This is a genomic window from Exiguobacterium sp. s57, assembly GCF_018617685.1.
Taxonomy (GTDB): domain Bacteria; phylum Bacillota; class Bacilli; order Exiguobacteriales; family Exiguobacteriaceae; genus Exiguobacterium; species Exiguobacterium marinum.
Map to the genome: position 1 here is coordinate 241,666 of NZ_JACSKR010000004.1, position 24,639 is coordinate 266,304.

A 24,639-nucleotide genomic window follows, 5' to 3' on the forward strand; every position below is an offset into this window, starting at 1 on the left:
ACCCACTCGAACGAGTGGGTGATTGTTAGTTTGGTAAGGTGATGGTTTCAATCATTTTCGGTTCGCCCTCAGAAAGGTCGACGAGTGGTTTGATCAACACCTCGACACGTCGGTTTTTAGAGCGACCTTCTTCTGTATCGTTCGTCGCGATCGGTTTAAACTCACCGTAACTCGCGAGCGTGAATTGAGCCGGGTTCAAGGCATCATTTGCCAAAAGGCCACGCATGAACGCGGTCGCACGTGCCGAACTGAGTTCCCAGTTTGACGGGAAACGTGCTGTATTGATTGGAATGTTATCCGTATGGCCGGAGACGACAATCTCTCGCTTGCCCGCCTTCTCTAAAATTTGACTGATGTTTTGTGCGACGTTACGAGCATCCGTATCGAGAGTCGCCTCTCCTAAGTTAAACAGGGCACGGTCTTGAATCGTCAAGACGAGACCACTTGAATTGATCGTCGCTTTGATTTGGCTTTCGAGACCGTTCTTTTTAATGTATTTGTTTACATCTTCTTTTAACTCGTCAAGTTGAGCCAATTCATACGTCCGTGGGTTGGCGGTCGTATTGGTTTTGTCTGTGCGACTGATGTCACTGTTTGAGGCAGTCGAAGCCTGAAAGACGCTGACGCCTCCTGAGAATACTTGGTTGAAAGACTGTGACATTTTCTCAAGCTTTGTCTGGTCGATGTTACTCGATGCGAATAGTACGATGAAAAGCGCGAGCAACAGTGTCAACAAGTCGGCGTAAGGAATCAGCCAGCCTTCGGGAATATGTTCTTCATGATCATGCTTCTTTTTGCGCTTCATAGTCAGCTCGCTCCTTTGGAGACAAATACACAGACAGTTTATCTTCTAGCGTTTTTGGAGATTCACCACTTTGAATCGATAAAATCCCTTCAATCATCATTTCCTTGATGATGACTTCACTCTTCGAATACTGCTTCAACTTGTTTGCAAACGGGAACCAAAGTACATATCCGGTGAAAATTCCGAATAATGTTGCCACGAAGGCCGCTGAAATGGCATGACCGAGCTTTTCAATATCCGATAAATCTTTTAAAGCTGCAATCAATCCGATAACGGCTCCGAGTACCCCGAGTGTCGGGGCGTATGTTCCGGCTTGGGTAAAAATGTCGGAGTTCGCTTTATGGCGTTGTTCCATGTTTTCGATGTCACGTGACATGACTTCCGCAATATATTCAGAAGGCTGACCGTCGATAACCATCATCATGCCTTGACGTAAAAACGGTTCTTCGACTTGTTCGAGCGCCGTTTCGAGTGATAAGAGGCCCTCTTTCCGAGCTTGCGTCGACAAGTCGACGAATTGCGTGAGCAATCCGGATTTACTTGGGAGTTCTTGTTTTTTGAACAAGATTTTAAACAGTTTGGGGACGTTCTGCAGCTGCTCTTTCGATACGGCAATACTGACCGCCGCGGCTGTACCGACAAAAATGATAACCAGTGCGGCTGGGTTGATCAGCGGCGCAACACCTGCTCCTTTTAATATCATTCCACCGACGAGGGTGAGGAACCCGAGTATGAGTCCGACTAACGTGACGACATCCATGTCTTTGTTTTCCACCTTTCCGAAATAAATCAGGACAAAAAAAGCGAGAGACGCTACTCGTCTCCCGCAACATGCGTTCCCGATGATTAAGCGCCGTTTTCATCTATCAGCATTTGAATGCTGATATTTCGTACTTCACGCTCTATATCGGTTAATACATCGTATTTTTTTAACAATGCGTACAATTGATTCACGACTTCTTGCTCGAGTGACCAATTGAGTAACTCTTCTAGCTGAAAATAAAGGTGGGCGGGCATACATTGTGATTGGCGCTCCAACCTTCGTGAGACATCCTCTATCGAATGATCTACCGTACTAGGGTCCACGGTTTCATTCAACCTCCTCAACAATCTTAAAGTCTATCTCTCATAATACCAAAAAATCGTGAGGAGCGTTAGAGATACATTTTCTTGTTGGCATTTATTGAGGCGAAGAGTAACATGGGGCTTAGAATAATAGAAGTGAAGGAGATGTCGTGATGCGGCATAGATTGTCAGCGCGTGAGTTGCGCTTAAAGCGAGTCGAGTCACTCTATCGAATCGTATTTGAAAAACCTGCTCGTTTCATTGCGGGCGGCTTCTTACTTGCGATTTTTATTGGGGCAACTCTTTTATATATGCCATTTGCCCAAGATGAGCCTGTTTCTTGGATTGATTGCCTATTCATCGCGACTTCTGCGGGAACTGTGACGGGGTTATCTACGGTTGATATTGGAACATCTTTCAATACATTCGGGGAATTAGTCATTGTTGCTCTTATTCAAATCGGTGGTCTCGGCTTTATGACAATCGCATTAATGCTCTTGAGCGTATTGGGTAAGAAAATCGGATTGAAACAACGAATAATTTTACAGGAATCATTAAACTTAGCAGGACCGGGTGGAACGGTACGACTTGTAAGAAACATCATTTTTACGACTGTAATTGTGCAATTCATCGGGATGTTATTTTTAACGTTTGAACTTTATAGTACAGAAAATTATTCTTTCATCTCAGCGCTACACTACGGTTTTTTCCATGCTGTTTCTGCCTTTAACAATGCAGGGTTCGCATTATTTCCGGATAGCCTGATGTCGTTTGAACAGAATACGGCGATTGTTGTAACGATTGCCATCATGATCATGGTTGGTGGTCTCGGCTTTACGACCATTGCCGACGCGACAGAAGTAAGAGGGTGGAAACGCCTCGCACTTCATTCGAAAATCATGATTCTATCTCTGCTTGTCATAAATGGGATCGCTTGGTTCATGCTAATGATGTTTGAATGGGTATCGAACGAAGGTGCTTTGTATGGACGATCGTTCGGTGAGGCGTTACATGTGACATTCTTCCAAGCCGTGACGACGCGAACAGCCGGTTTCAATACAATCGATATCGCCACGATGGCGCCTGTATCAATCGGCTTAATTTTGATTCTCATGTATATCGGGGCTGGTGCAGCTTCGACTGGGTCTGGGATTAAAGTGACGACACTTGCAGTCATCTTCGCGGATATGTGGGCGTTCATCGCAGGAAAAAAAGAAACGGTTATTATGGAACGGACGATTGATGCGTTTCAAATAAAAAAAGCATACGTCGTCGCGATTTCGAGTTTCTTTTTTATTCTTATAATCACGACACTTGTTATTTTGACGAACGGTCACATTCCAGCGAGTGCCATTTTATTTGAGACAGTCTCGGCATTCGGGACGGTGGGATTATCGCTAGGAATCACCGCGGAATTGAACGATGCTGGAAAAGGTCTGATTATGTTCATGATGCTTCTCGGACGTGTCGGATCGCTGACGATTCTCTTTACCGTCGCACGTCAAGCCGACCGGAAGATTCGCTATCCGAAAGAGAAGATTTTGATTGGGTGAACGATGGTCCGTATATAAGAGTAGGTTGCAATCCTTGTGAATGGGGTTGCAACTTTTTTTAGATTTAGAATAGTCAGGAGGTGACAACGTTTTTTGACAGCCTTCATCCGATTAAATCATTGGTATATAATGGGCTCGTGAATGCAAAATCGATTTAGATTGACGAAGGAGGGTTATGGCTTGTTATCTTGGCTCGGTATGACAAAAGGAGAGGAGACAGGACGATCATTTTTCGGGGGTGTTTCGAAACGAGCGGTGACGCTTGTGTTGCTCTCCTCATTGATGTTGATGTACGGTGTGAAGTCGCTATTGATCTACCTGATTCCCACAGCGTATTTGGAAGATGCCATCGTTGCGGTTCTCCCTGGCATCGTGGGGCTCCTCGTTTCGTTGGTCTATATCTTCGTCCTCGAACGTCTGCTGCACGATCAAGCAGTGTCTCGTAACCACGCGGATGAAAACTAAAAAAGTGTACGCTCGTTCACAGCGTACACTTTTTCTTTTGATTCCAGTCATAGTTGAAGCCCTGACACCTCAGGGCTTTTTGTTTGCCATAAAATAATGGACAATCTCTGGGAGGTAGTCCTGTAGGTCCGGACAAACGATTCCCGTCCCATCGAGCGCACGGATCGTTTGTGTCGTGTCAAAGTGAACGGGATGTTTAAAGTACTCCAATAGTTCGTGAGGAACTTCGAGCCGTTTAGCACCATTCCATGCAGTAAATGCCGCGTCGGCAACGGCGTGAGGAACCGTTCCTCGAGGCGGACGTTGAAACATTGTCTCATGCAACATACGATACACCTCGCGCGCACCGTGTGGAAAAGGGTCTGTCAAATGGAACGTTCGCTTCATTCCTTCTGGCGAGTGTGCCAAGAAGGCGGTCGCTTCCACTACGTAATCATAAGGAACGAGATTCACCTCGACGTTTGCTCGACCGATATAAGGCAATGGTCGCATCTGCTGGAGTTGAGCCATCAACTTCAGTACGAAATAGACACCGTCAAACTTTTTCGTTTCTCCTGTTCGACTATGGCCAATCACGATACCAGGCCGAATGATGGTGATTGGCATGATTCCCATCTCACGTGAGACGAGCGCTTCTGCTTCGTATTTAGTCGCTTCATAATGATTTTTAAACTGTGCCCGATGCCATAACTCGTTTTCATAGACCGTTCCCCGACGATGTCCAGCGATATAGGCTGTACTGAAGTATACGTAACGCTTTAATTGTTTCGAGCGCTTGGCGAACGCCGTTACATGTTTCGTTCCGAGGATATTGACACGATAACCGGTATCATAAGGAATGCTTAGGTCGTAGGCAGCAGCAAGGTGAAAGACGTAATGCACGTCTCGCTCGATGACGGACCGCATAATCGGATCAAGAATCACTTCAGGCAACGTGATATCCGCCTCCACTAAAACGAGCTGACGAGGCTCGAGGGATGTCGTGGACAGCAACGTATCCCGTAGTTCTTCCGCTTCACGCTGTTGGTTCGGAAGATGTAACGCATAGATCGTTCCGATTTGGTGAGGTAACGAAGCGAGGTGTTCAATTAATTTTCCTGCTAAAAATCCAGGGAATCCGGTAAAGGCATAATTGTTCATGACGTTTCCTCCGCTAAGTCTAATGTGAATGTAAAAGTTGATCCTTTTCCGATACTCGATTCTACTTCAATGCTTCCGCCGTGTGATTCGATAATTTCTTTACAAATGGAAAGACCGAGACCGGTCCCGCCGATTTTACGCGTATCCGAATTGTCGACCCGGTAGAACTTTGTAAATAATTTCTCGAAAGCGTGCTCAGGAATACCGATTCCGAAGTCCCGAATGGATACATGAGCCTGGTCGTGGTCTTGTCGGATTCGTACTTCGATTTCTTGTTCGTTCGGCGAATACTTGATGGCATTTGAAATCAAGTTGACAAGTACCTGTTCAATCCGGTTTCGGTCAGCAATCAACAGCATGTCATTATCGGCATTGTCGAAATGGATAGCGTGGTCATTCGTTTCACGGAAGCGTTCAATCACTTCTAAGACGAGTTTATTCAAAGAAAAATGATCTTGTTTATATTCCTGATGCCCATCCTCCATGCGTTGAATGTCCAAAAAATCGTTTAGTAAAGCAGTCAGCCGTTTGGCCTCCTTCGCCATCGTCTTCAAGAACCGTTCTCGTTTTTCAGGTGTCAAATCACGTGCGAGCATCAATTCGATGTACCCTGATAACGAGGAGAGTGGTGTTCTGAGTTCATGTGAGACCGTACTCACTAATTCATTTTTAATCTGATCCATTCGTTCTTCTTCAGTCCGGTTCCGGAACACGAATAAGAAGCCACTATCCATACCGAATTGTCGCTTCGTATCCATAATTGTCCCGTACATCTCGTAATATTCTTCATCCCGGTCGCTCGGCTGTGGGATGGAGAAGCGCATCGACACCTCTTGAGCCGTTCCGTCGAGAAGTTGGTCCATCTTGCGTAACATTTCGCTTCGATCACGTGGACGGAACGTAGAGAGGAGCGGGATACGTTCCTGAATTTTATTCGGAGCGATTCCAGGTAAATCCATGAGTCGTCGCGCATGGACGTTCATGAACAAGACACTCCCGTTCGATTCGGTTAAGACGAATGCTTCATTCGACGCTTGCAAAATGGATTGAATGACATCCCGTTGACGGGCGATTGCATTTTTTTCACGTTCGAGCATACGCTCTACTTTTTTACGGTCACTGATGTCACGCATGACGGCTACCCGTAACGTTTGACCTTGATACGTCACTTCTTTCGGATATACTTCCATTTCTAAGAATGTCCCATCTTCTCGCCGTCCAATCACTTCATAAGGGGTTTGAATATGGTTCCGAATGCGTCTCAGTACGTCAGCCCGGTACCCTTCTGCGATGAACTCGATGGTTTGGCGGCCGACCATCTGTTCGGCAGGGATTTTAAAAATGGATTCCGCCGCTTTGTTCGCATCGAGAATCATCCCATCCTCATGAAACAGGACGGCTTCGATGACAGATTCGGCAAACATACGATAGCGTTGTTCTTTATAACGCAGCTCTCGTTTTAATTCAATCTCCGGGCTCACATCGAATACAAAGAAAAAAAAGCCGATGAGTTGCTCTTGCTCGTACACCGGATGCATGAATAGTTTTCCGATGAAATGTGTCCGGTCCTTACATTGAAACTTCCACTCCCGGTCTCCTTTGTCGAGAGCAAGGCGCAGCATTTGTTCAAAAGAAAGCAGCTGTTCCATTTCGTCCTGGTACGCGGAGCGCTTCTCGCTCAACTCTCTCGATTCAAATAGAGCGAACGGAGTCATTTCATAGAGCACTTCATGGGGTGCATAGCCGAACAGTTCTGTTGCCCCTTGATTAAATCGAGTGATTAACAGATTCGCATCCGTCATAATCATCGCCATATCGAGCTCTGTGTGCATCATTGCCTCAAAGGCGTTATGCTGAATCGTCACGCGTGTATCGTGAGGGAGGGGTTCGATGGAGAGGATGTAATTATCTTCCCAAGGGTTAGCGTGCACACGCATCGTCGGTAGTTCATACATCCAAGGAAGCCCTTGTTCCATGCGACGAGACAATTCCATCGTAATCGGCGACTGGTTGACCATATGGAAAAGGTTAGCACGGGTTTGCAGATTCTCTGGAAATTGTTCTAGAAATGGGCGGTTTGCTTGGACGATTGTTCCATCTTTCTGTATTAAAGCAACCCCATAAGGTAGTGCATGTAGTAACTTACTTTGGAGATTGGCGTGATTCTCCATGAACGATCATCCCTCCTTCGTCGGTGTCAGACGAGCATATCTTTTATATCATTCGACATATCCCCCTTTCATTTCCTGCCCTCGAAACGGTAAAGTGAGAGAGAAGACTCAGAAAGGGAAGATGGGGATGATTGGATTACTCATTAGTATCATCGGTGCCATTAGTTTATGGTGGTTCGAGGCACCACTTTGGAGCAGTATTTTGCTTCTCCTGCTTGGAATCGGGTGGTTTGTTTGGAAGATTCGGTTGTCGACGATTGATCGAATCGATCGCATGGACGGTCGAGAGTTTGAACTATTTTTAGAAGAAGTGTTCACAGCACTCGGTTACACGGTCACCGTGACACCTGCATCCCGAGACTTTGGAGCTGACTTGTTACTGAAGACACCTGATGGATGGACGATCGCGATACAAGCGAAACGATATGAAAAGGTGGTCGGACTTGAAGCGGTTCAACAAATTGCGGCGGCAGTCCCGTACTATCAAGCTCATGAAGGATGGGTCGTGACGAACTCGACTTATACGGACGGTGCGTATGAATTAGCGTCACCAAATCAAGTTCGTTTGATTGCAAGAATGGAACTTGAAGAACTCTTAAAAGAAGCGGGATATAAGCGATAAGAATAGGCCTGTTCACAAGTTCGACAGAATCCGGAATAATGTCGAAAAAAAGGGGTTGTCTTTTTCGTTAAACGATGCAATAATCATCTTCGTCATATGAAATATGTAGTAGTTGAAACGAGATAAAAACTACACAGAGAAACGATTGGGGTTTTAAGAAATACCCGACCGTACACATAAAAAAAACACGGTTGGAACGTGCTAGGAGGAAAAAGCGGTGCGCAAATTAATTTATGTAAAAGGTTGTGTCTTTACGCAAGGTGAGGCGACCATTTATGATGAGACAAATGATGCGATCGGATCTGTTCACCGCGACGCGGAAGGCAGTGTCCAAGTACACAATTTGTCTGGACGACAGATCGCTCACGGGAAGTATATTCCGAACTGCCAAAAATGGGTCGTGATGAACCATGACGGGCAGGCGATCGGTCAATTGAAAGATAAGTTCTCGTTATTCGGGAAAAAGTGTGAGTACAATGTCTATGAACGCGGACTCTTCACGATTCAATACGATGTGGAACGTCATAAGTTCAGTGTCCGAGACAAAGCAGGTAAGCTTGTCGCCGAACTACGGAAACAAGAAAATGATACGTTCTGCCTAACGAAAGAAGCAGACCAACTATCCATGTTCGAACTTCTTTCTGTTTTAAAGACGTTAACGGTTAAATCGCGGATGCCGCTTGCAGTATCTGTCTCATAAAAATGACGAGCACCGGTCGAGGGGACCGGTGCTTTTTTGATGCCACGACAAAACCGCTTCATCAAATGAAGCGGTTTAAATAGTGCTTCGCCTCGAGTTCGAGTGTCGTCACCCGATGTGCGTATAGACAGAGCTTCAAAACGTGGACGATATTCGGATGGGTATATTTCGTCTTTTCAAGTGAACGTTTTGCCCGCGTATCGAGAAGATCAATCGGGCTTGTGGACTTCGCATATTCCGCATACAGACGATAGAAATCAATCGGGGTGATGAAGTCGTCTTCGTCCCGGTCAGGGTTGTTGAAGATGAGCGCCAACAAGGAACTCGTTTCTTCCAGTGAAAAAAGGTGTTTCAAGTCATCAAGGAGATAAATGATTGCCGCTTGATGCAAGGAATACTTTTTACCGATTCGTGGGACACCGATGATTTTCCGGACTTCACGCTTCGTCCAGTTTTGAATTGTCGTCGCGGAGAGATGTTCTCCGGTCAATGCGTTCGCAAGTGCGACGATTTGGTTGATTGATAAGCCGTTCTTTTCAATATGAAACAAGTGGATTTTTCGAAGCTCTTTTGGAAAGTGCTCACGTATGTCCTCGGGGAAGAGGGCGATGGCTCGCTCGATTTCTCCGACCTGCATAAAATGAAGGCAATCTGCCAAAGTTTGAATTGAAGTTGCGTCGCGCATACGGCCACCCTTTCTATCGCCAACATCGTACGTTGGCTATACAGTCATTTGACCTCATTCTACCAAATGTTTGAAAAGTAAGCTAGGATGGGCACCGATTAAGGTATAATGACGGTATCATATACACTCTGTACATAAAGGTGGTCAAGCAATGAATGAATGGATTAGTTCAATTCTTTCGATCGTGGTCGTCCTCGTATTTCTCGTAGGACTCGAACAAGTTGGGAAACGTCTTGGATGGACAGATGAAACAATTCGAAAAAGTGTACATATCGCAGTCGGGCACTGGTCTCTTTTAGCGATTTGGTTATTAGAGTCATGGTACGTTGCGGCAGTCCCGCTTATCTTTTTTACCTTTGCGAACGCGATCATGTTATATAAAAGTCCATCGCCGGTACATCAAACGGAAAGAAAGTCGCTCGGGACAGTTTATTATCCAATCGCGTTACTCGTTATCCTCTATTTTTTCTTTGAGTCAGAGTCGATTGCTTTTTTAGCCGGTTCACTCGTTCTCGCATGGGGAGACGGGATGGCTGCACTCATCGGACGGAAATACGGCACAATCACTTATGACTTATACGGCCAAAAGCGTTCCTTCCAAGGAAGTGTCGCGATGTTCCTTAGTTCATATACGGTCTTATTTTTATTGTTTTTGTGGAATGATATCGTGATGTGGCAAGTGGTAACTTATGGGTTTATTATTTCCATCATTGCAACGCTGACAGAAGCGATATCGTATCGAGATTGGGATAACTTTACAATCCCCATTGTAGTTGCTATGGCCACATCACTATTGTTATAAACTAATTGCTAATTTGTAAGAAAAACGTTGCTTGTCACGCCCGGTAATCATTTGTATACTGTGTTTCGTACTGAAACCATTCAGGGACGTGCTCGGGATGAATGAAATGGGACCGAACACTGATTAAATAGAACGTAAAGGATTGAGTGAACGCATGAGCTTTTTACAGCAACTTCAAAGTATCATTCCGACCGAGCGCGTCCTTCAAGACGAGCCATTGTCGGCGCACACGTATACAAAACTAGGTGGAAAGGCAGATTACTTCGTAGCACCACATACGTACGAAGAAGTACAGGCCGTTTTAGAACTAGCCCACCAGGAAGCGATGCCATTTATGGTTCTTGGGTTCGGTTCAAATTTGATTGTCCGGGATGGGGGAATCCGCGGAATCGTTTTAAATTTGAATGAATTAAACACGATTCGTCGTGATGGCGATCAAATGATTGCACAAGCTGGAGCAGCGATTATCGATGTTTCTCGTCAAGCGCTTGCAGAGAGCTTGTCTGGTCTTGAGTTTGCTTGTGGTATTCCTGGAACGGTCGGTGGTGCGGTCTATATGAATGCTGGTGCATACGGAGGAGAGACGAAAGACGTCATTACGTCTGCGACGGTATTGACACCGGAAGGCCAAGTACTTCATTTGTCAAAAAACGAACTGGAACTTGATTACCGGACGAGTCGTGTATCTAAAGAGGGATTGATCGTATTAGAAGCGACGTTCGAGCTCGAACCGAAGAATTACGAAGTGATCAAAGAAGTGATGGACGATTTGACATATAAACGTGAATCGAAGCAACCGCTGGAGTATCCTTCGTGCGGAAGTGTATTTAAACGCCCACCTGGCTATTTTGCCGGCAAGTTGATTCAGGAATCAGGTCTACAGGGCAAGCGAATCGGAGGAGCAGAAGTATCGCTCAAGCACGCCGGATTTATCGTCAATATTGACGAGGCGACAGCGACAGAGTACATCTCGCTCATTCGTCACGTCCAAACGACCGTCAAAGAAAAGTTCGAAGTGGAGTTAGAACCGGAAGTGAAAATTATCGGGGAAGACATCACCGTTGAGAATGCATAATGAAAGAAGGAATCGGACGAATTCGTTCGATTCTTTCTTTCATTTATAACAAAAAAGCAACGAGAACGGGCATCTCGTTGCTTTAGATTTATGCTTGTGTTTGTTTTGCGACCGCTTCATGAGCAGGAACGAACGGATATTCCAGATCACGAGCGACCGCTTCATATGTGACAGTCCCTTTGATGACGTTTAAGCCTTTGAGAAGTGAACCATTTTCAAGAAGTGCTTGGAATACGCCTTTTTGTGCACATTCAATGATATATGGCATCGTCGCGTTCGTCAGACCCATTGTTGATGTGCGTGGTACTGCTCCCGGCATGTTAGCAACGGCATAATGCTGTACACCATAACGTTCATACGTCGGTGCATCATGTGTGGTGATGTGGTCGATTGTCTCACAAATGCCTCCTTGGTCGATCGCGACGTCTACGATGACAGAGCCTGGTGACATTCGTTGTACCATTTCTTCTGTGACAAGCTTAGGTGCTTTCGCTCCTGGGATGAGGACAGCCCCGATGACGAGGTCACTCTCGGCCACTCGTTTGGCGATATTATATTTATTTGAGATTAACGTGTTGATGGTATTTCCAAACAAGTCATCGATTTGACGAAGACGAGCAGGGCTAATGTCCATCAGCGTAACGCTTGCGCCGAGACCGATTGCGATGCGGGCCGCGTTCGTTCCGACGACACCGCCCCCGATGACGGTAACATTCGCACGAGGCACGCCTGGTAATCCTGACATTAAAATTCCTTTCCCACCGTGAGGTTTTTCAAGGATTTGTGCTCCGATTTGGGCAGCCATCCGACCTGCCACTTCACTCATTGGTGTGAGAAGTGGTAACGTCCGATCGACCTCTACTGTCTCATACGCAATCGCTGTTATACCTGAATCGACGAGCGCTTTCGTTAACTCTGGCTCCGCCGCGAGGTGTAAATACGTGAAGAGCGTCAAATCAGAACGGAAATATTGATATTCCGACGGCTGTGGCTCTTTTACTTTAAGTGCGAGTTCGACGCCTTCCCATACTTCTTTCGCTGTTTCGACGATTGTTGCACCTGCATCGATATACTCCATATTCGTGAATCCACTACCGAGTCCGGCGTTCGTTTCGACGACTACGTCATGACCAAGCTCTGTTAGCATAAATGAACCCATCGGTGTTAATGCCACCCGATTTTCGTTGTTTTTAATCTCTTTCAATACCCCGATTTTCATGGAACATTCCCCTTTCATTCCGTTGACACAAATTGTTCACACACCTAGTATAAATCCAATTGAAAGCGATGTCTTTATCATGGATTCTAAAAACGAAGACGTTCGCTTTGTGAAAAAACACAAAGCGAACGTCTAGTCTTCTAATCGATATTGACCAGCTTTGATTGCCAAATAAATCATAGCTCGTTCCGGTAATGACACTTGAGTGATATTCGTCAACTCTTCGATGCGTCGAATCCGGTATAGGACGGTATTCGGATGGATGTGTAGGTGGGATGCGACTCGCTTAACATTGCCTTCGAAATAAAAATACCATTCGAGTGTCGTCACGAGTTCGGTCTGATGGGACGAATCGTAATGTTGCAACCGCTCGATGGTCGGATGGGTTTCAAGTCGGAGCCCGATGCGCCGTGCGAGCTCTGGGACAAGTTGATAAATTCCAATCTGTTCGAAAGCACGGGAAGTCGAGAGTTCGAGAGGGAACTTGCGACGCAATGTCGTGACGCGTCTTGCTTCTTCGGCTGCGTCGTATAACATGTCACTCTCAAAAAAGCGTCGACTGATTCCGAGTCGTGGTTCGGATTCGATAAATTTGTCTTGAAGTAACTGTTCGAACCGTTCCGCCCAAGCTAATAATTCCGTCTCTTCATCGGACAGCTCAGACTTCATATAGTGCCAGACGAGTAACTGCTGACCATCGATGGCATGTAAAACGACTTCGATTGCCTCTTGAGTTGCGAGCACATAATGAAGACGCTCAGCGAGTTGAGGGGTGATCGGTTGGGTACATTCGATGATTGTTAGACGACTCGCGACCGCGATAGGTGCGAGTTCATTCAATCTTTCGCGATTAGAATCGGAGAGCGACGAGGAAGCAAGGACATCTAATAAAAAACGTTCAAGCTCGGCACTGATACGACGTTCGTGCATCGCAATTGTCATGAGTAGTTTCTTGGCGATTGTCGCTCCTTCTTGTAGAATTGCCAACTCTTGATTGGTGAACGGATTTGTGCGAGCTAAACTCCAAATATAGCCGAGTACTTCATCATGTTGTTTGATGACGATTGCCGCGCGTTCCCCGAGACCGATGGAGAGCCGCGCTGGGATGACAACGGGTTCATCTTGGACGATGACTTCTCTTAAAATACCACTCTCCCATAAATCTTCGATCACGGCTTCAGGTACACGACGACCGATAATGGTCGCGATTCTGGCCGGGTCGGTCGAGTCGGGATGGGTACTATAGGCGAGTAATTGGTGATAGCGATTTTCAATCGTAATAGGTGCTCGAATCGCTTGGCCAATCGCTTCGGCGAGTGTATCGAGTGATTCATATGATTTCTGCAAAAAAGGCATATCGATTCCTCCTCACTCTGAGTATACCGTCTTCTTTGTGAAACTTCACAAAAAGAATCGAGAGTGTGAGAAATGACATACCTTTAACGATTAAATGGGAAAAAACAATCCAACGACAAGGCCGAGTAAAGCCCCAATGATGACTTGGAACGGCGTATGTCCGACAAGCTCATTCAAGAGCGGGGTTTCATGTTTGATCCCCTTAAAGTAGTCATTCAAGAGACGAGCTTGGAACCCGACCGCCTGGCGAACTCCGGTAGCATCATACATGACGATTGTCGCAAAGACGACGGCGAGTGCGAACATACTCGAGTCAATCCCTTCTGCACGACCGATTGCCGTAGCGAGAGCAACGACAGTAGATGAGTGTGAACTCGGCATGCCGCCTGAAGCGAACATGATTTCAATTTCAAAATCTCGTGTTTTAATGAGTTCAGTTACGAGTTTGGCCGCTTGGGCGATAAACCAAGCAAGAATCGCAGCGAGTAAAGGTTCGTTAAACATGCAAGTATTCACTTCCTGTCTGACATAGTACCTTCACTATACCCGAAAGCGTCTCAGGTTATACGTTAAGATTTCGTCAAAAAAGGTGCCGCGGATGAGTCATCCGTGACACCTTTTGGTCGATTTTTGTTACCCGACTACTCCTTCAGTTTCCTGAAGTTTCTCTGCAATATTGTCGATGATATAACGGTTGCGTGGGTGTTCTTGACACTCTTTTGAGCATGAACGCATTTGTTTCGGTTCACACTCTTCACAACAGAAATGTTGAACGTTGCACTCCGGGTTGGCACAATTAACGTAACGAACCGTCTCTGTCCCGCAATGCATGCAATGTGAGACGACAGATGGGTTCACCGAGTTGACAGGGACGTTGATGCGCTCATCGAAGACATATAGCTCACCGTCCCAGTTCTCTCCTTTTGTCGCTTCGTCTTTTCCATACATCGCGACACCACCTTTTAAGTGGAAAATGTTATCGTGACCTTGGTCACGCATATATGCTGTAAATTTCTCGCAACGGACGCCGCCGGTACAGTATGTGAGAAGAGTTTTCCCTTCGTAGAGGTCCTTGTTCTCTTCAAGCCATTCCGGCATGTAACGTGAAGCCTCTACATCAATTTTGATCGCATTTTTAAAGCGACCAAGTTCGTACTCGTAGTTGTTACGAACATCGAGGATGACGACATCATCACGGTTCATCATCTCTTTCCATTCTGCTGGTTCTAGGTATGCTCCGTGTTGTTTCGGCACATCAAACTCACCATCAAAGCGCCACGTTACGAGCTCTTTCTTGTGACGAACAAAAATTTTCTTGAAGGCATGCTCTTCGACTTCATCGATTTTAAACTCAATATCGCTGAAGAGTGGGCTTGCTTTCAAATCATTCATGTATTGCTCGGTTTGTTCCCATGTACCGGAGCACGTTCCGTTGATTCCTTCAGAAGAAATCAGGATACGCCCTTTGATACCGAGATCTTTACAATACTTCAAATGTTCTTGCGTGAGTGTTTCTGGGTCTTCGATATTGACGTACTTATAGTACAGCAAGACCCGCATTGGTTTTGTTTCCATGTTATGTTGCTCCCCTGTGTTCAGTTTTTTGCAGGAAAACGAACGTTGGGTTGTGTCGTTCGACGAATAGACTTGCCTGCAACCACAAGTCCATTATTATATGATAAATATCACGACGGATTTTCGCAAATGGTTTTTATTTTTTTTTGATGAATGCAGGGAGATGCGTCTTCTAAATCGAATTCGGGTAATAGAGTAGTAACGAAAGTTGAAGGTGGAACGACTATGCTCACTTCTCTCCAACAGTACATTATCCAATTGATTGAGTGGCTTCAGAGTTTGCCTGGTGGTCCTTGGGCTGGTCTTGGTGCTCCATTTTTAGAAGCAATCTTCCCTTTTCTGCCACTCGTCTTAATCATTTCTGCGAATGCGGCGACATATGGCTTTTTGTTAGGTGTTCTCTTGTCGTGGATCGGGAGTCTTCTCGGAACGATTGTCGTCTTCGCGGCCGTCCGGTACATCTTCCGAAAACCGATGACACGATGGCTTGAGAAGCATAAGACGGCGGTATATTGGTTAGAACGAATTAATCACATGAGCCCGATTTCGCTCGGGTTCTTATATTCACTCCCGTTCATCCCGGTCAGTTTGATTACCTATTTACTGGCGCTCATCCAAATGAAGCTCCGTACGTTCATATTAGCAGCGGGATTTGGTAAACTGCTCGTCGTCGTCATTTTCTCTGTCATCGGAGACCAGTGGGAAGAATTTATTCAAAGCCCGTTTCGCTTGTCGATGCTCGGTCTGCTCTTAGTCATACTATGGGCCATCAGTCGAGGACTTGAGGAAGTGCTCAAGCGACGGGCGTTCAAGAAACGGAACGAGCAATTGAAACAAGAGATGGTGACCAAACGACAAACACCCCTTTGAGAAAGGGGTGTTTTCGCTTATGACTGTTTTTTAAAGCGCGGGAAGTTGAAAGCAATGGCAATCCCTCCGCAAATAAAGAGGAGGAACGGATAGAACATGAACGGGACGAGGTCAGGCGATGCCGTCTCCGTCAACTCTGCGGCAATGAGGAGTTGTGCTCCGTATGGGAGAATCCCTTGTACGCCGCACGAGAAGATGTCGAGCACGCTAGCAGACTTTTTCCGTTCGATGTCATATTCGTCTGCGATGTTCGCTGCAAGCGGTCCGGCTACGAGAATCGAAATCGTGTTGTTCGCCGTCGCCACGTTTGTCGCACTGACAAGACCGGCGATACTCCATTCAGCACCGGCCCGTTTTTGGATGCGTGACGTCAAGGCATCACGTAAATATGCGAGACCACCGTTATGTGAAATGAGTCCGACAAGTCCGCCCATGAGTAACGTCAAGAACGAGATTTCGGCCATGCCGATCATCCCGTCCGCAATGGCTGTCACAAACGCTGTCACAGATAAGCTTCCGTCAAGTAGACCAATGATACCCGTGAGCGTAATCCCACCTAACAAAACGAGAATGACGTTCAGTCCTGTTAACGCTAGTCCGATCACCGCGAGATACGGAATCAGTTTATACCACTCAAATGCAGCGACATCGACAGTCGATTCACCGTTCGATAAGACGGCGAGTAAAATGGTCGTGATGATCGCGGCCGGTAACACAATCCAGAAGTTCGTTCGGAACTTATCACGCATATTCGTCCGTTGTGTCCGCACAGCAGCGATGGTCGTATCTGAGATGAACGAGAGGTTGTCCCCGAACATCGCACCCCCGACGACCGCTGCCGCAGCGATGGCGACGTTGACACCACTCTCTTCATGTATACCGAGTGCGATTGGTGCAAGTGCCGCGATTGTACCCGTCGACGTTCCCATCGCCATGGAGATGAAGGCGGCAATGACGAAGAGCCCGCTCAAAAGAAGCGATGGTGGTAAGAGAGTCAACGCAGCGTTGACCGTTGCATCGATGGCGCCGATTGATTCAGCGACGGTTGAAAATGCGCCGGCCAGTAAGAAGATAAAAATCATAATGATGATTCCCGGATTGCCGGCTCCTTGAGCGATGCGCTCGACGGTTTGGGTAGCATTTCCTTTTGTCATGAATGCTGCAACCATCAAGGCGATGATGGCCGCAACGAGGACCGGAAACTTATAAAAGTCCCCGTAATAGACACCCGCTCCGATGAAGAAGAGTAAGAAGACGAGCAACGGCAAGAGTGCCCATTTATTTGCTGTTGGTTGTTCCAAAATAATCACCTCACTAAAAATAAAAAGGACCTTCTTCTAAGAAAAAGGTCCTTCGTGCGAAATACCCTTTTCATCTTTCGAGCATACGCCCGCTGGATTTGGCACAGGTTACCCGCTGCCGAGACTTCATAGGGCCAGTCCCTCCGTCTCTCTCGATAAAAAGTGAATCTATCCAATTAGTAAACACGTTCCCTAACGTACATGTTTCGAATCCGCTTGTCAACTTAAAAACTCCCCAATTCGATGTGAGAAAGGGGAGTTTACGTCGTTAAATTGTTGAAGTGTGCCACGCGGTTACGTCCTGCATATTTCCCACCGACATACAGCGCACGGTCTGCGTTTCGAATCGTATCATCTAGACGCTTATTTCCAAACGCTTCAATCGTATCGACTCCAATCGACGTGGTCACAGAAATTTCGTGTTGGTCGACACAAAATGGTTTTGCTTCGATTTGGTGACGAATGCGCTCTGCGACTTCAATCGCTTGGGTCATATCACACTGGTTGAGGAGTAAAATGAATTCTTCCCCGCCATATCGTGCGGCAAAATCATCTGTACGAAGTACTTGTCGAATTCGTCGCCCGAATTCTTGTAACACGTGGTCACCGACTTGATGTCCATACGTATCATTGATTTTTTTGAAGAAATCAATATCGAGCATGGTGACCGAAATCGGATACATCGAGATATCGGATATTTGTTGAATCCCATATTCATAAAATGCGCGTGCATTTGCGAGAAGCGTCAAACTATCCGTCCGGCTCTCGGTATAGAGACGGTCTCGTTCATGACACCGACTGATGGTCCGATTGAACGACTTTAAGAGTTTGATGATTTCCTGCTGAATGATTTTTGGATATCCATAAACCGGCTCGCCGGTCATGACAATCCATGTACGAATTCCTTCTATTTCTTCCGAGCGGACAGAGACGAAGCTATGATAGTCATTATGGAAAGCATCGGAAAGTGAGGCATCCCATTCAAATCGCATCTCATAGTCGAGGACGGGATCATTCGGTTGACTAATGTCGAGTAGTGCGTATACGACTGGTCGATCGATTGGTTGACGTGTCTTCAAATCAAAGTAGAGTATACGATCGAACAATCTGAACTCGACATATCCTTCATCGTAGTGATTCAATTGTTCACACTGACTTAAAAAAACTTCGATGGCTTGCGCCTCACTCTGTGACAAGGAGACGGTTTCTTTTGCTTCATCGTATTGTTCGATCAACGATTTGAATGCATCTTGTCGCTCTTTTTGAATGAGGAGCCGCTTAATAAAGAATGTTAATGCAGCCGCGATGCTACTGACGACAAGTAGATTGGTCTCTCGGAACAACGCCGCCGCTAAAATGAAGATCAGACTGACGACGTACGTATAAAATGCAATCTTCATAAAGTCACTCAAGGCGATGTCGACACGGAACCACCATTTCACCTGATATTTTTGGAACACGGTGTTTAAGAAAATTGCAAGAAACAGTCCGGCGAGTGGAACAAAAGATTCCTGTGAATAAAAGTCAAGTCCGGTCTCGCCACCAATGGCGAGATAGACAGCTGCCGGAATAACAATTTCTAAATAAGCTGTAATGGCGTTCCAAGGATAAGTGAAACGGAATCGACGGATGGCGACTTTTGGTTTCAGATTGGCAAATTGAAAAATAAACAATCCGATTTGGTTGACGATGAGTGCCGTTTCAAATCCAAAAAATAAAAATAAGATTAAGACGATACTCTCAGAAAAAGTGAAGTACACACCTTTGACTTCGATTGAGTCGAGTTGAAAAATGATGACGAGTAATGAGATTAAAATAAACGACAACGGATCGATGGTCGGGGCGTGCAGGATATCCAATGCAAATAATCCGATGGTGAAGAGGAATAAAACGCTCCATATACTCCAGCCGAGCACGGACATCTTGCGAAAGTGGTTCATATGTTCCCTCCTAGCTTGGGAAATTTCAAGATATAATAGTAAAGATTCGTCAGGATTTCGTGAGAGTCCTGCTTCTCTTCTATCATGATTGAATTCTAGCATTGAGTATACAGGGAATATCCTCTATAATGAAGTTGCTTTTCAACCGCATAGACGAATGTCGATGAAAAAGAGAGTAACGACGATTTGGTCAACAAAGCGATTCGGGGATTGGTGAGAGCCCGGGCTGACAAACGTCGCGAAGCGCACTTTTGAGATGCTATCCGAAATGAGAGTAGGCGTAGCCGGAGGGAACCGTTATCACCATAAAGCGGTCTGCATCATGCAGGCAAGAAGAGTGGTACCGCGGGAATTCCCGTCTCTTTGCATCTATTGCAAAGGGCGTTTTTTTTATGAGCTGCAATAAAAGAAGGAGGACATACAAATGAGTTATGAACGCAAGTACGCAGAAGCGTTATCACGTGTCATCGGAGAAGAACTTACGATTGACCAAATTGAAGCACTGATTGAAAAGCCGAAACACGAGGCGCACGGTGACCTCGCCTTCCCATGTTTCCAATTGGCGAAAGCTTACCGGAAAGCACCTGTCATGATTGCGACAGATATCGCGAATGAATTAAACGATGAATTGTTCACGAAAGTCGAGGCGGCGGGACCTTACGTCAACGTCTTCTTAAGCCGTGATGTCGTTTCAAAAGAAATTATTAATACGGTGCTCGATGAGAAGTCGGATTATGCAACACATGCGACGCGCAATGAAACGATTGTGACAGACTTTTCATCACCGAATATTGCGAAACCGTTCTCGATGGGGCATTTACGTTCGACAGTAATCGGGAATGCGATCAACCAAATCGCACGTAAAAACGGATATGACGTCGTCGGTGTCAACCATCTTGGAGACTGGGGTACACAGTTCGGAAAACTGATGGTCGCATACAAGAAATGGGGCGATGAAGAAGCGGTTCGTGCCAACCCGATTGCAGAACTCTTGAAGTTATATGTCCATTTCCATGAAGAGGTGAAGACACAGCCGGAACTCGAAGATGAGGGTCGTGCCTGGTTCAAAAAACTCGAAGATGGCAATGCGGAAGCGACAGAACTTTGGCAATGGTTCCGTGACGAGTCACTCAAAGAATTCCAAAAAGTATACGACCTCCTCGGTGTGAAGTTCGAGAGCTTCAACGGTGAAGCGTTCTATAACGATAAGATGGGACGCGTCGTCGAGATGCTCGAAGCGAAAAATCTATTGGTCGAAAGTGAAGGCGCAATGGTCGTCTCACTCGAAGACGAGAACTTGCCACCGTGTTTGATTAAGAAGAAAGATGGCGCAACATTGTACGCGACTCGTGACTTGGCAGCGGCCATTTATCGCTACGAGACGTACAACTTCGTTCAAGCGAATTATGTCGTTGGTGGCGAACAGGCGCTCCATTTCAAACAACTTTTCTCTGTCCTTCGTAAGCTTGGATATGACTTTGTTGATGGCATGCATCACGTGCCGTTCGGCTTGATCTTGCAGGAAGGGAAGAAGATGTCGACACGTAAAGGACGCATCGTTCTTCTTGAAGAAGTCTTGAAAGAAGCGATTGAAAAGGCACAAGGGAACATCGAACAGAAGAACCCAGACCTTGCGAACGCACAAGACGTTGCTCGTATGGTCGGTGTTGGTGCAGTCGTCTTCCACGACTTAAAGAATGAACGTATCAACAACATTGAATTCGATCTCGACAGCATGCTCAAGTTTGAAGGCGAGACAGGACCTTACGTCCAATATACGAATGCCCGTGCCAACTCACTCCTTCGTAAAGGAAACTATGATGGCTCACCGTTCGCCGGTGCAGACGATGACCACTCATGGAATGTCGTCACGATGCTCAACGCGTTCCCGCACGTCATCACTCGTGCTCATGAACGCCGCGAACCATCCATCATCAGCCGTTACGTACTTGACCTCGCGCAAGCGTTCAACAAGTATTACGGTCACGTCCGCGTCCTAGAAGACGATGCGGGCAAACAATCACGTCTCGCGCTCGTCAAAGCCGTGACGCTCGTCTTGACGGAAGGACTCCGTTTACTCGGTGTCGAAGCTCCAGGAGAAATGTAAGACAGACGAAAGGACCTCAAAAAATTGAGGTCCTTTTCCTATGCTCACACTTTCATCCGTGTCACCGTTCGGGCTTCCGTGTCATAGAGACACCATTCTCGGTCGAAGATGACGGCACCGACGTTAATGACATATCGTTTTTTCTTCAAAGAGAAGGGTGTTTCGATGTCCCAAGGAAGGGATTTCCCTTTTCGATAGATTCCTGAAATGTGACTGTGCCCAATAAAGACGAGCGGGTATTCCCCTTTTTCGACGAGCGGTTCCCAGTTCTCGCGCCACTTTATTTGATGTCCGTGTAAAAAGCATGCCTCCCCAAACGTCATCTGTTCTGGTAACGATGAGATGCGCGTTTTAATCGGGTGATCGATTTCGAGGACCTCGTCGATTCGCTCTTCCTGGTTACCCCCTAGACTCGGGAATGTCAGTAACGCTTCATAGTTTGGGTCGTACGTCACGACGTCTTCCACATGATGAAATCGTTCGTGGCGTCGTTTTTTTCCGATATGACACTCGTATAGGTCCCCGAGACAGAGGATGTGCTCCGTTTCGCGATGAACGTCATCGAGAACAGCCTTTAAATCATCAAACGAACCGTGCGGATCACTGATGATGGCGAGTTTCATCGGAAGTTCGTGAATTGGGCATCAACGGACAACGCGAGCTCACGTACGAGTTGCATGACGGCCTGGAGGTCATCACGTGATTTACCCGTCACTCGGATTTGGTCGTCTTGAATTTGTGATTTCACTTTTAATTTTGATTCTTTGATGGCGTTGTTGATTTTTTTTGCGTCATCTTTATCGATACCGCTCTTCAATTTCACGCGTTGACGCACCGTGCCGCCGAGTGCGTGCTCTACTTTTTGATAGTCGAGGTTTTTTGTCGGGACACCGCGTTTGATCAATTTCGTGATCAAAACGTCTTTTAATTGCTCGAGTTTATAGTCGTCATCCGAGATGAGGACGAGGTCGCCATTGTCGAGGGACATCTCACTCTTTGACCCTTTGAAGTCATAACGGTTTAAAATTTCCTTTTCCGCAATTTGGATCGCGTTCTTTACTTCTTCAAGATTCATTTCTGACACGATATCGAAAGAATTGTCTTTTGCCATGTTTCATCCATCCTTTGTGTGGTTTTGTTATAATGATAGCAGATTTGAAGCAGTGAAGGAGTGAAGAGATGGAACGTACAATGGATCAACATACACATGCAGACTTAGATCACGTTGCCTATCACGGGAAAGACCTAGGGGTGACGTTCAAAGGAGAACAGATTCGACTACGTGTCTGGTCTCCGGTGGCGGAACAGATGTCGGTTAAACTATATCGAACAGCCCGTGCCCGTAAGTTTGAACGAATCGAGCTCGAGTCGGCTGAGAAGGGGACGTGGGTCATTGAACTCGAGCGGGCCTTGTTCGAAGGTCAGTTTTATATCTTTGAAGCCATGATAGATGGGAAGAAAGTAGAATCACTCGACCCGTATACGAAAGTTGTCGGAGTGAATGGGAAACGAGGATGTCTTCTCGACCCGACCTCTTTGAACCCAGACCATTGGATCAAAGAACGTCCGCTATTCAATTCTTCACAAGAAGCGGTCATTTACGAAGCACACGTACGTGATTTGACGAGTCACCCGGAGAGTGGGGCTACGCATCGCGGGAAATTCTTAGGCATGACCGAGACGGGTACGACGACAACGAGCGGTTATCCGACCGGTCTCGATTACATCACATCGCTAGGGATCACGCATCTCCAATTGATGCCATTCTTTGACTATGGGTCAGTGAATGAATCACGTGAAAGCGAAAATAACTACAACTGGGGATATGACCCGGTACATTATTTCGCGGTCGAAGGCTCCTATGCTTCAACGGCAGACGATCCGGCAACGCGAATCGTTGAACTGAAAGCGTTGATTCAATCTCTCCATGACCGGGGTATTCGTGTCATCATGGATGTCGTATTTAACCATACGTACGATGCGTTGACGACGCCGCTCGGTCAATTCGTCCCTGACTACTACTACCGATTAAACGAAGACGGGACACTAGCAGATGGTTCGGCATGCGGGAACGATACGGCATCCGAGCGCGCGATGATGCGTAAGCTCATGGTCGAGTGTGTCACGTACTGGGCCAAAGAATTCATGATTGACGGGTTCCGTTTTGATTTGATGGGACTACATGACGTCAAGACGATGAATCAGATTCGAAAGGCGCTCGACCGCGTCGACCCATCAATCCTTGTCATCGGGGAAGGTTGGGATTTGGATACGCCCCTTCCAGTCCGTAAAAAAGCGAACCAACATAATGCGCACAAAATGCCGCGGATTGCCCAGTTCAATGACGGGATTCGAGACGGTGTCCGAGGAGACGTCTTCATCGAAGACTTGCCGGGCTGGGTGAGTGGAAACACGGACATGACAGCAGACGTGAAACGGGGGATTGCTGGTGGAATCACGAGCCAAAGTTTCGCCGATGAGCCGAACCAGGTCGTCAACTATGTGGAATGTCATGATAATTTGACACTTTGGGACAAGCTGTCTGTGACGAATCCAGAAGATGATGAGACGACACGTCGTCGCCGTCACCGCTTAGCGACATCGATTGTGCTTCTTGGACAAGGGATTCCGTTCCTCCATAGTGGCCAGGAGTTCTTCCGGACAAAAGACGGGGATGAGAACAGCTTTAACTCAGGTGAAGTCGTCAACCGTGTGGACTGGACACGAGCGGAACAAGAAGCGCCAAGTGTAGAATATGTCAAAGGCCTCTTGCGTTTGCGGAAGCAATATCCGCTCTTCCGCCTCGAGAACACGGAACAGATTCGAAAACATTTACGTTTCTTCGATGAAGAAGAAGGCGTGATTGCGTTTGAATTGAGTCGCCATGTAGAGGGTTACGTAGAAAGACACGTCGTGTATCATAACGGGCTTGAAGAGGCGGTCGAGGTCAAACTCCCGTCTGGTAAGTTTGAGGTGAACGTAGAAGACCATACCGTCAATCTGACGGCACCGCGCCAAGTCGAAGAACGCCACATGACGGTGGCACCCCTTTCGACACTTGTTGTGACCGAGCGTCGCCCGGATTACAGCAAATACGCTGTGGCCGGTGGTGCTGCACTCGCCGTGATCGGCGGTCTCTGGTATGTATCGAAGAAGCGGAAACGTAAAGAGCAGTAATCAAAAAGGAG

23 protein-coding genes, 1 riboswitch and 1 other annotated feature are annotated in these 24,639 nt (G+C 46.6%); of the genes, 9 read left to right on the top strand and 14 right to left on the bottom strand.

Going from position 1 to position 24,639, the window contains the following annotated elements; all coding sequences use genetic code 11:
- Nucleotides 1-25 precede the first annotated feature (25 nt).
- The 3 genes from KNO98_RS11405 to KNO98_RS11415 form a co-directional block, all read right to left on the bottom strand.
- Nucleotides 26-805 carry a flagellar motor protein MotB gene (locus KNO98_RS11405; RefSeq protein ID WP_214700952.1) on the bottom strand — a complete coding sequence of 260 codons (780 nt, stop codon included), beginning with the start codon at nt 803-805 and terminating at the stop codon, nt 26-28.
- Complete coding sequence (gene motA / locus KNO98_RS11410) at nt 783-1,565, bottom strand: flagellar motor stator protein MotA (protein WP_026824519.1); 783 nt, start codon at nt 1,563-1,565, stop codon at nt 783-785. Before motA ends, KNO98_RS11405 begins: the two co-directional genes overlap by 23 nt.
- A gap of 86 nt (nt 1,566-1,651) precedes the next feature.
- Nucleotides 1,652-1,843 carry a hypothetical protein gene (locus tag KNO98_RS11415; protein ID WP_251129482.1) on the bottom strand — a complete coding sequence of 64 codons (192 nt, stop codon included), beginning with the start codon at nt 1,841-1,843 and terminating at the stop codon, nt 1,652-1,654.
- Between the two features lie 200 nt (nt 1,844-2,043).
- Here KNO98_RS11415 and KNO98_RS11420 point away from each other — a divergent pair, with 200 nt between their 5' ends.
- Both KNO98_RS11420 and KNO98_RS11425 read left to right on the top strand, forming a co-directional pair.
- Nucleotides 2,044-3,423, top strand: a complete 1,380-nt coding sequence (locus tag KNO98_RS11420) for a TrkH family potassium uptake protein (RefSeq protein ID WP_214700955.1) — start codon at nt 2,044-2,046, stop codon at nt 3,421-3,423.
- Between the two features lie 180 nt (nt 3,424-3,603).
- Nucleotides 3,604-3,888 carry a hypothetical protein gene (locus KNO98_RS11425; RefSeq protein ID WP_214700956.1) on the top strand — a complete coding sequence of 95 codons (285 nt, stop codon included), beginning with the start codon at nt 3,604-3,606 and terminating at the stop codon, nt 3,886-3,888.
- Nucleotides 3,889-3,957: 69 nt separating this feature from the next.
- Here the strand turns inward: KNO98_RS11425 and KNO98_RS11430 are convergent, their stop codons facing one another.
- Nucleotides 3,958-5,028 carry an SDR family oxidoreductase gene (locus tag KNO98_RS11430; RefSeq protein WP_214700958.1) on the bottom strand — a complete coding sequence of 357 codons (1,071 nt, stop codon included), beginning with the start codon at nt 5,026-5,028 and terminating at the stop codon, nt 3,958-3,960.
- A complete protein-coding gene (locus KNO98_RS11435; RefSeq protein WP_214700960.1) occupies nt 5,025-7,199 on the bottom strand; it encodes a PAS domain-containing sensor histidine kinase in 2,175 nt (724 codons plus the stop codon). Before KNO98_RS11435 ends, KNO98_RS11430 begins: the two co-directional genes overlap by 4 nt.
- A 127-nt stretch (nt 7,200-7,326) precedes the next feature.
- On the opposite strand from KNO98_RS11435, the gene KNO98_RS11440 reads away from it, so the two are divergent.
- Nucleotides 7,327-7,821, top strand: coding sequence for a restriction endonuclease (locus tag KNO98_RS11440; protein WP_026824515.1), 495 nt, complete (start codon nt 7,327-7,329; stop codon nt 7,819-7,821).
- 217 nt (nt 7,822-8,038) lie between these two features.
- Entirely contained in the window at nt 8,039-8,521 is a 483-nt protein-coding gene (locus tag KNO98_RS11445; protein WP_026824514.1) for an LURP-one-related family protein, read from the top strand.
- Between the two features lie 61 nt (nt 8,522-8,582).
- On the opposite strand, the gene KNO98_RS11450 is transcribed toward KNO98_RS11445, so the two are convergent.
- Nucleotides 8,583-9,206 carry a DUF1836 domain-containing protein gene (locus KNO98_RS11450; RefSeq protein ID WP_214700962.1) on the bottom strand — a complete coding sequence of 208 codons (624 nt, stop codon included), beginning with the start codon at nt 9,204-9,206 and terminating at the stop codon, nt 8,583-8,585.
- Nucleotides 9,207-9,357: 151 nt separating this feature from the next.
- Between KNO98_RS11450 and KNO98_RS11455 the strand changes: the two genes are divergently transcribed.
- Nucleotides 9,358-10,008: a diacylglycerol/polyprenol kinase family protein gene (locus KNO98_RS11455; protein ID WP_214700963.1), complete on the top strand. Its 651-nt coding sequence runs from the start codon at nt 9,358-9,360 to the stop codon at nt 10,006-10,008.
- A gap of 154 nt (nt 10,009-10,162) precedes the next feature.
- Nucleotides 10,163-11,083, top strand: coding sequence for a UDP-N-acetylmuramate dehydrogenase (gene murB / locus KNO98_RS11460; protein WP_026824511.1), 921 nt, complete (start codon nt 10,163-10,165; stop codon nt 11,081-11,083).
- 88 nt (nt 11,084-11,171) lie between these two features.
- On the opposite strand, the gene ald is transcribed toward murB, so the two are convergent.
- The 4 genes from ald to trhO form a co-directional block, all read right to left on the bottom strand.
- Nucleotides 11,172-12,302 carry an alanine dehydrogenase gene (gene ald, locus KNO98_RS11465; protein WP_026824510.1) on the bottom strand — a complete coding sequence of 377 codons (1,131 nt, stop codon included), beginning with the start codon at nt 12,300-12,302 and terminating at the stop codon, nt 11,172-11,174.
- Between the two features lie 132 nt (nt 12,303-12,434).
- Nucleotides 12,435-13,658 carry a PucR family transcriptional regulator gene (locus KNO98_RS11470; protein ID WP_026824509.1) on the bottom strand — a complete coding sequence of 408 codons (1,224 nt, stop codon included), beginning with the start codon at nt 13,656-13,658 and terminating at the stop codon, nt 12,435-12,437.
- Between the two features lie 90 nt (nt 13,659-13,748).
- Nucleotides 13,749-14,174 (bottom strand): divergent PAP2 family protein, encoded by a 426-nt coding sequence (locus KNO98_RS11475; RefSeq protein ID WP_026824508.1) that lies wholly within the window; start codon nt 14,172-14,174, stop codon nt 13,749-13,751.
- 117 nt (nt 14,175-14,291) lie between these two features.
- Nucleotides 14,292-15,233, bottom strand: coding sequence for an oxygen-dependent tRNA uridine(34) hydroxylase TrhO (gene trhO / locus KNO98_RS11480; RefSeq protein ID WP_026824507.1), 942 nt, complete (start codon nt 15,231-15,233; stop codon nt 14,292-14,294).
- Between the two features lie 225 nt (nt 15,234-15,458).
- On the opposite strand from trhO, the gene KNO98_RS11485 reads away from it, so the two are divergent.
- Nucleotides 15,459-16,103: a TVP38/TMEM64 family protein gene (locus KNO98_RS11485; protein ID WP_026824506.1), complete on the top strand. Its 645-nt coding sequence runs from the start codon at nt 15,459-15,461 to the stop codon at nt 16,101-16,103.
- Between the two features lie 17 nt (nt 16,104-16,120).
- Here the strand turns inward: KNO98_RS11485 and KNO98_RS11490 are convergent, their stop codons facing one another.
- Nucleotides 16,121-17,404, bottom strand: coding sequence for a Na+/H+ antiporter NhaC family protein (locus KNO98_RS11490; RefSeq protein ID WP_026824505.1), 1,284 nt, complete (start codon nt 17,402-17,404; stop codon nt 16,121-16,123).
- A gap of 67 nt (nt 17,405-17,471) precedes the next feature.
- Nucleotides 17,472-17,566: riboswitch (SAM riboswitch) on the bottom strand.
- Nucleotides 17,567-17,664: 98 nt separating this feature from the next.
- Nucleotides 17,665-19,344: a GGDEF domain-containing protein gene (locus tag KNO98_RS11495; RefSeq protein ID WP_214700965.1), complete on the bottom strand. Its 1,680-nt coding sequence runs from the start codon at nt 19,342-19,344 to the stop codon at nt 17,665-17,667.
- A gap of 154 nt (nt 19,345-19,498) precedes the next feature.
- Nucleotides 19,499-19,710: a binding site (T-box leader), on the top strand.
- A 58-nt stretch (nt 19,711-19,768) separates the two neighbouring features.
- Between KNO98_RS11495 and argS the strand changes: the two genes are divergently transcribed.
- Nucleotides 19,769-21,451 carry an arginine--tRNA ligase gene (gene argS / locus KNO98_RS11500; RefSeq protein WP_026824503.1) on the top strand — a complete coding sequence of 561 codons (1,683 nt, stop codon included), beginning with the start codon at nt 19,769-19,771 and terminating at the stop codon, nt 21,449-21,451.
- Between the two features lie 44 nt (nt 21,452-21,495).
- On the opposite strand, the gene KNO98_RS11505 is transcribed toward argS, so the two are convergent.
- Together KNO98_RS11505 and KNO98_RS11510 are read right to left on the bottom strand one after the other, a co-directional pair.
- Nucleotides 21,496-22,074 carry a metallophosphoesterase family protein gene (locus KNO98_RS11505; RefSeq protein ID WP_214700967.1) on the bottom strand — a complete coding sequence of 193 codons (579 nt, stop codon included), beginning with the start codon at nt 22,072-22,074 and terminating at the stop codon, nt 21,496-21,498.
- The gene (locus KNO98_RS11510; RefSeq protein WP_214700969.1) at nt 22,071-22,562 is read right to left on the bottom strand and encodes a YajQ family cyclic di-GMP-binding protein; all 492 of its coding nucleotides are present in this window, start codon (nt 22,560-22,562) and stop codon (nt 22,071-22,073) included. The genes KNO98_RS11505 and KNO98_RS11510 overlap by 4 nt, the downstream gene beginning before the upstream one ends.
- 68 nt (nt 22,563-22,630) lie before the next feature.
- Here KNO98_RS11510 and pulA point away from each other — a divergent pair, with 68 nt between their 5' ends.
- Nucleotides 22,631-24,628 (top strand): type I pullulanase, encoded by a 1,998-nt coding sequence (gene pulA, locus KNO98_RS11515; RefSeq protein WP_214700970.1) that lies wholly within the window; start codon nt 22,631-22,633, stop codon nt 24,626-24,628.
- Nucleotides 24,629-24,639: the final 11 nt, after the last annotated feature.

What these genes read in the sequence shown, in the direction of transcription:
- KNO98_RS11405 (WP_214700952.1), bottom strand. Translation starts at nt 805, where the DNA reads ATGAAGCGCAAAAAGAAGCATGATCATGAAGAACATATTCCCGAAGGC.
- motA (WP_026824519.1), bottom strand. Translation starts at nt 1,565, where the DNA reads ATGGATGTCGTCACGTTAGTCGGACTCATACTCGGGTTCCTCACCCTC.
- KNO98_RS11420 (WP_214700955.1), top strand. Translation starts at nt 2,044, where the DNA reads ATGCGGCATAGATTGTCAGCGCGTGAGTTGCGCTTAAAGCGAGTCGAG.
- KNO98_RS11430 (WP_214700958.1), bottom strand. Translation starts at nt 5,028, where the DNA reads ATGAACAATTATGCCTTTACCGGATTCCCTGGATTTTTAGCAGGAAAA.
- KNO98_RS11435 (WP_214700960.1), bottom strand. Translation starts at nt 7,199, where the DNA reads ATGGAGAATCACGCCAATCTCCAAAGTAAGTTACTACATGCACTACCT.
- KNO98_RS11440 (WP_026824515.1), top strand. Translation starts at nt 7,327, where the DNA reads ATGATTGGATTACTCATTAGTATCATCGGTGCCATTAGTTTATGGTGG.
- KNO98_RS11450 (WP_214700962.1), bottom strand. Translation starts at nt 9,206, where the DNA reads ATGCGCGACGCAACTTCAATTCAAACTTTGGCAGATTGCCTTCATTTT.
- KNO98_RS11455 (WP_214700963.1), top strand. Translation starts at nt 9,358, where the DNA reads ATGAATGAATGGATTAGTTCAATTCTTTCGATCGTGGTCGTCCTCGTA.
- murB (WP_026824511.1), top strand. Translation starts at nt 10,163, where the DNA reads ATGAGCTTTTTACAGCAACTTCAAAGTATCATTCCGACCGAGCGCGTC.
- ald (WP_026824510.1), bottom strand. Translation starts at nt 12,302, where the DNA reads ATGAAAATCGGGGTATTGAAAGAGATTAAAAACAACGAAAATCGGGTG.
- KNO98_RS11470 (WP_026824509.1), bottom strand. Translation starts at nt 13,658, where the DNA reads ATGCCTTTTTTGCAGAAATCATATGAATCACTCGATACACTCGCCGAA.
- trhO (WP_026824507.1), bottom strand. Translation starts at nt 15,233, where the DNA reads ATGGAAACAAAACCAATGCGGGTCTTGCTGTACTATAAGTACGTCAAT.
- KNO98_RS11485 (WP_026824506.1), top strand. Translation starts at nt 15,459, where the DNA reads ATGCTCACTTCTCTCCAACAGTACATTATCCAATTGATTGAGTGGCTT.
- KNO98_RS11495 (WP_214700965.1), bottom strand. Translation starts at nt 19,344, where the DNA reads ATGAACCACTTTCGCAAGATGTCCGTGCTCGGCTGGAGTATATGGAGC.
- argS (WP_026824503.1), top strand. Translation starts at nt 19,769, where the DNA reads ATGAGTTATGAACGCAAGTACGCAGAAGCGTTATCACGTGTCATCGGA.
- KNO98_RS11505 (WP_214700967.1), bottom strand. Translation starts at nt 22,074, where the DNA reads ATGAAACTCGCCATCATCAGTGATCCGCACGGTTCGTTTGATGATTTA.
- KNO98_RS11510 (WP_214700969.1), bottom strand. Translation starts at nt 22,562, where the DNA reads ATGGCAAAAGACAATTCTTTCGATATCGTGTCAGAAATGAATCTTGAA.
- pulA (WP_214700970.1), top strand. Translation starts at nt 22,631, where the DNA reads ATGGAACGTACAATGGATCAACATACACATGCAGACTTAGATCACGTT.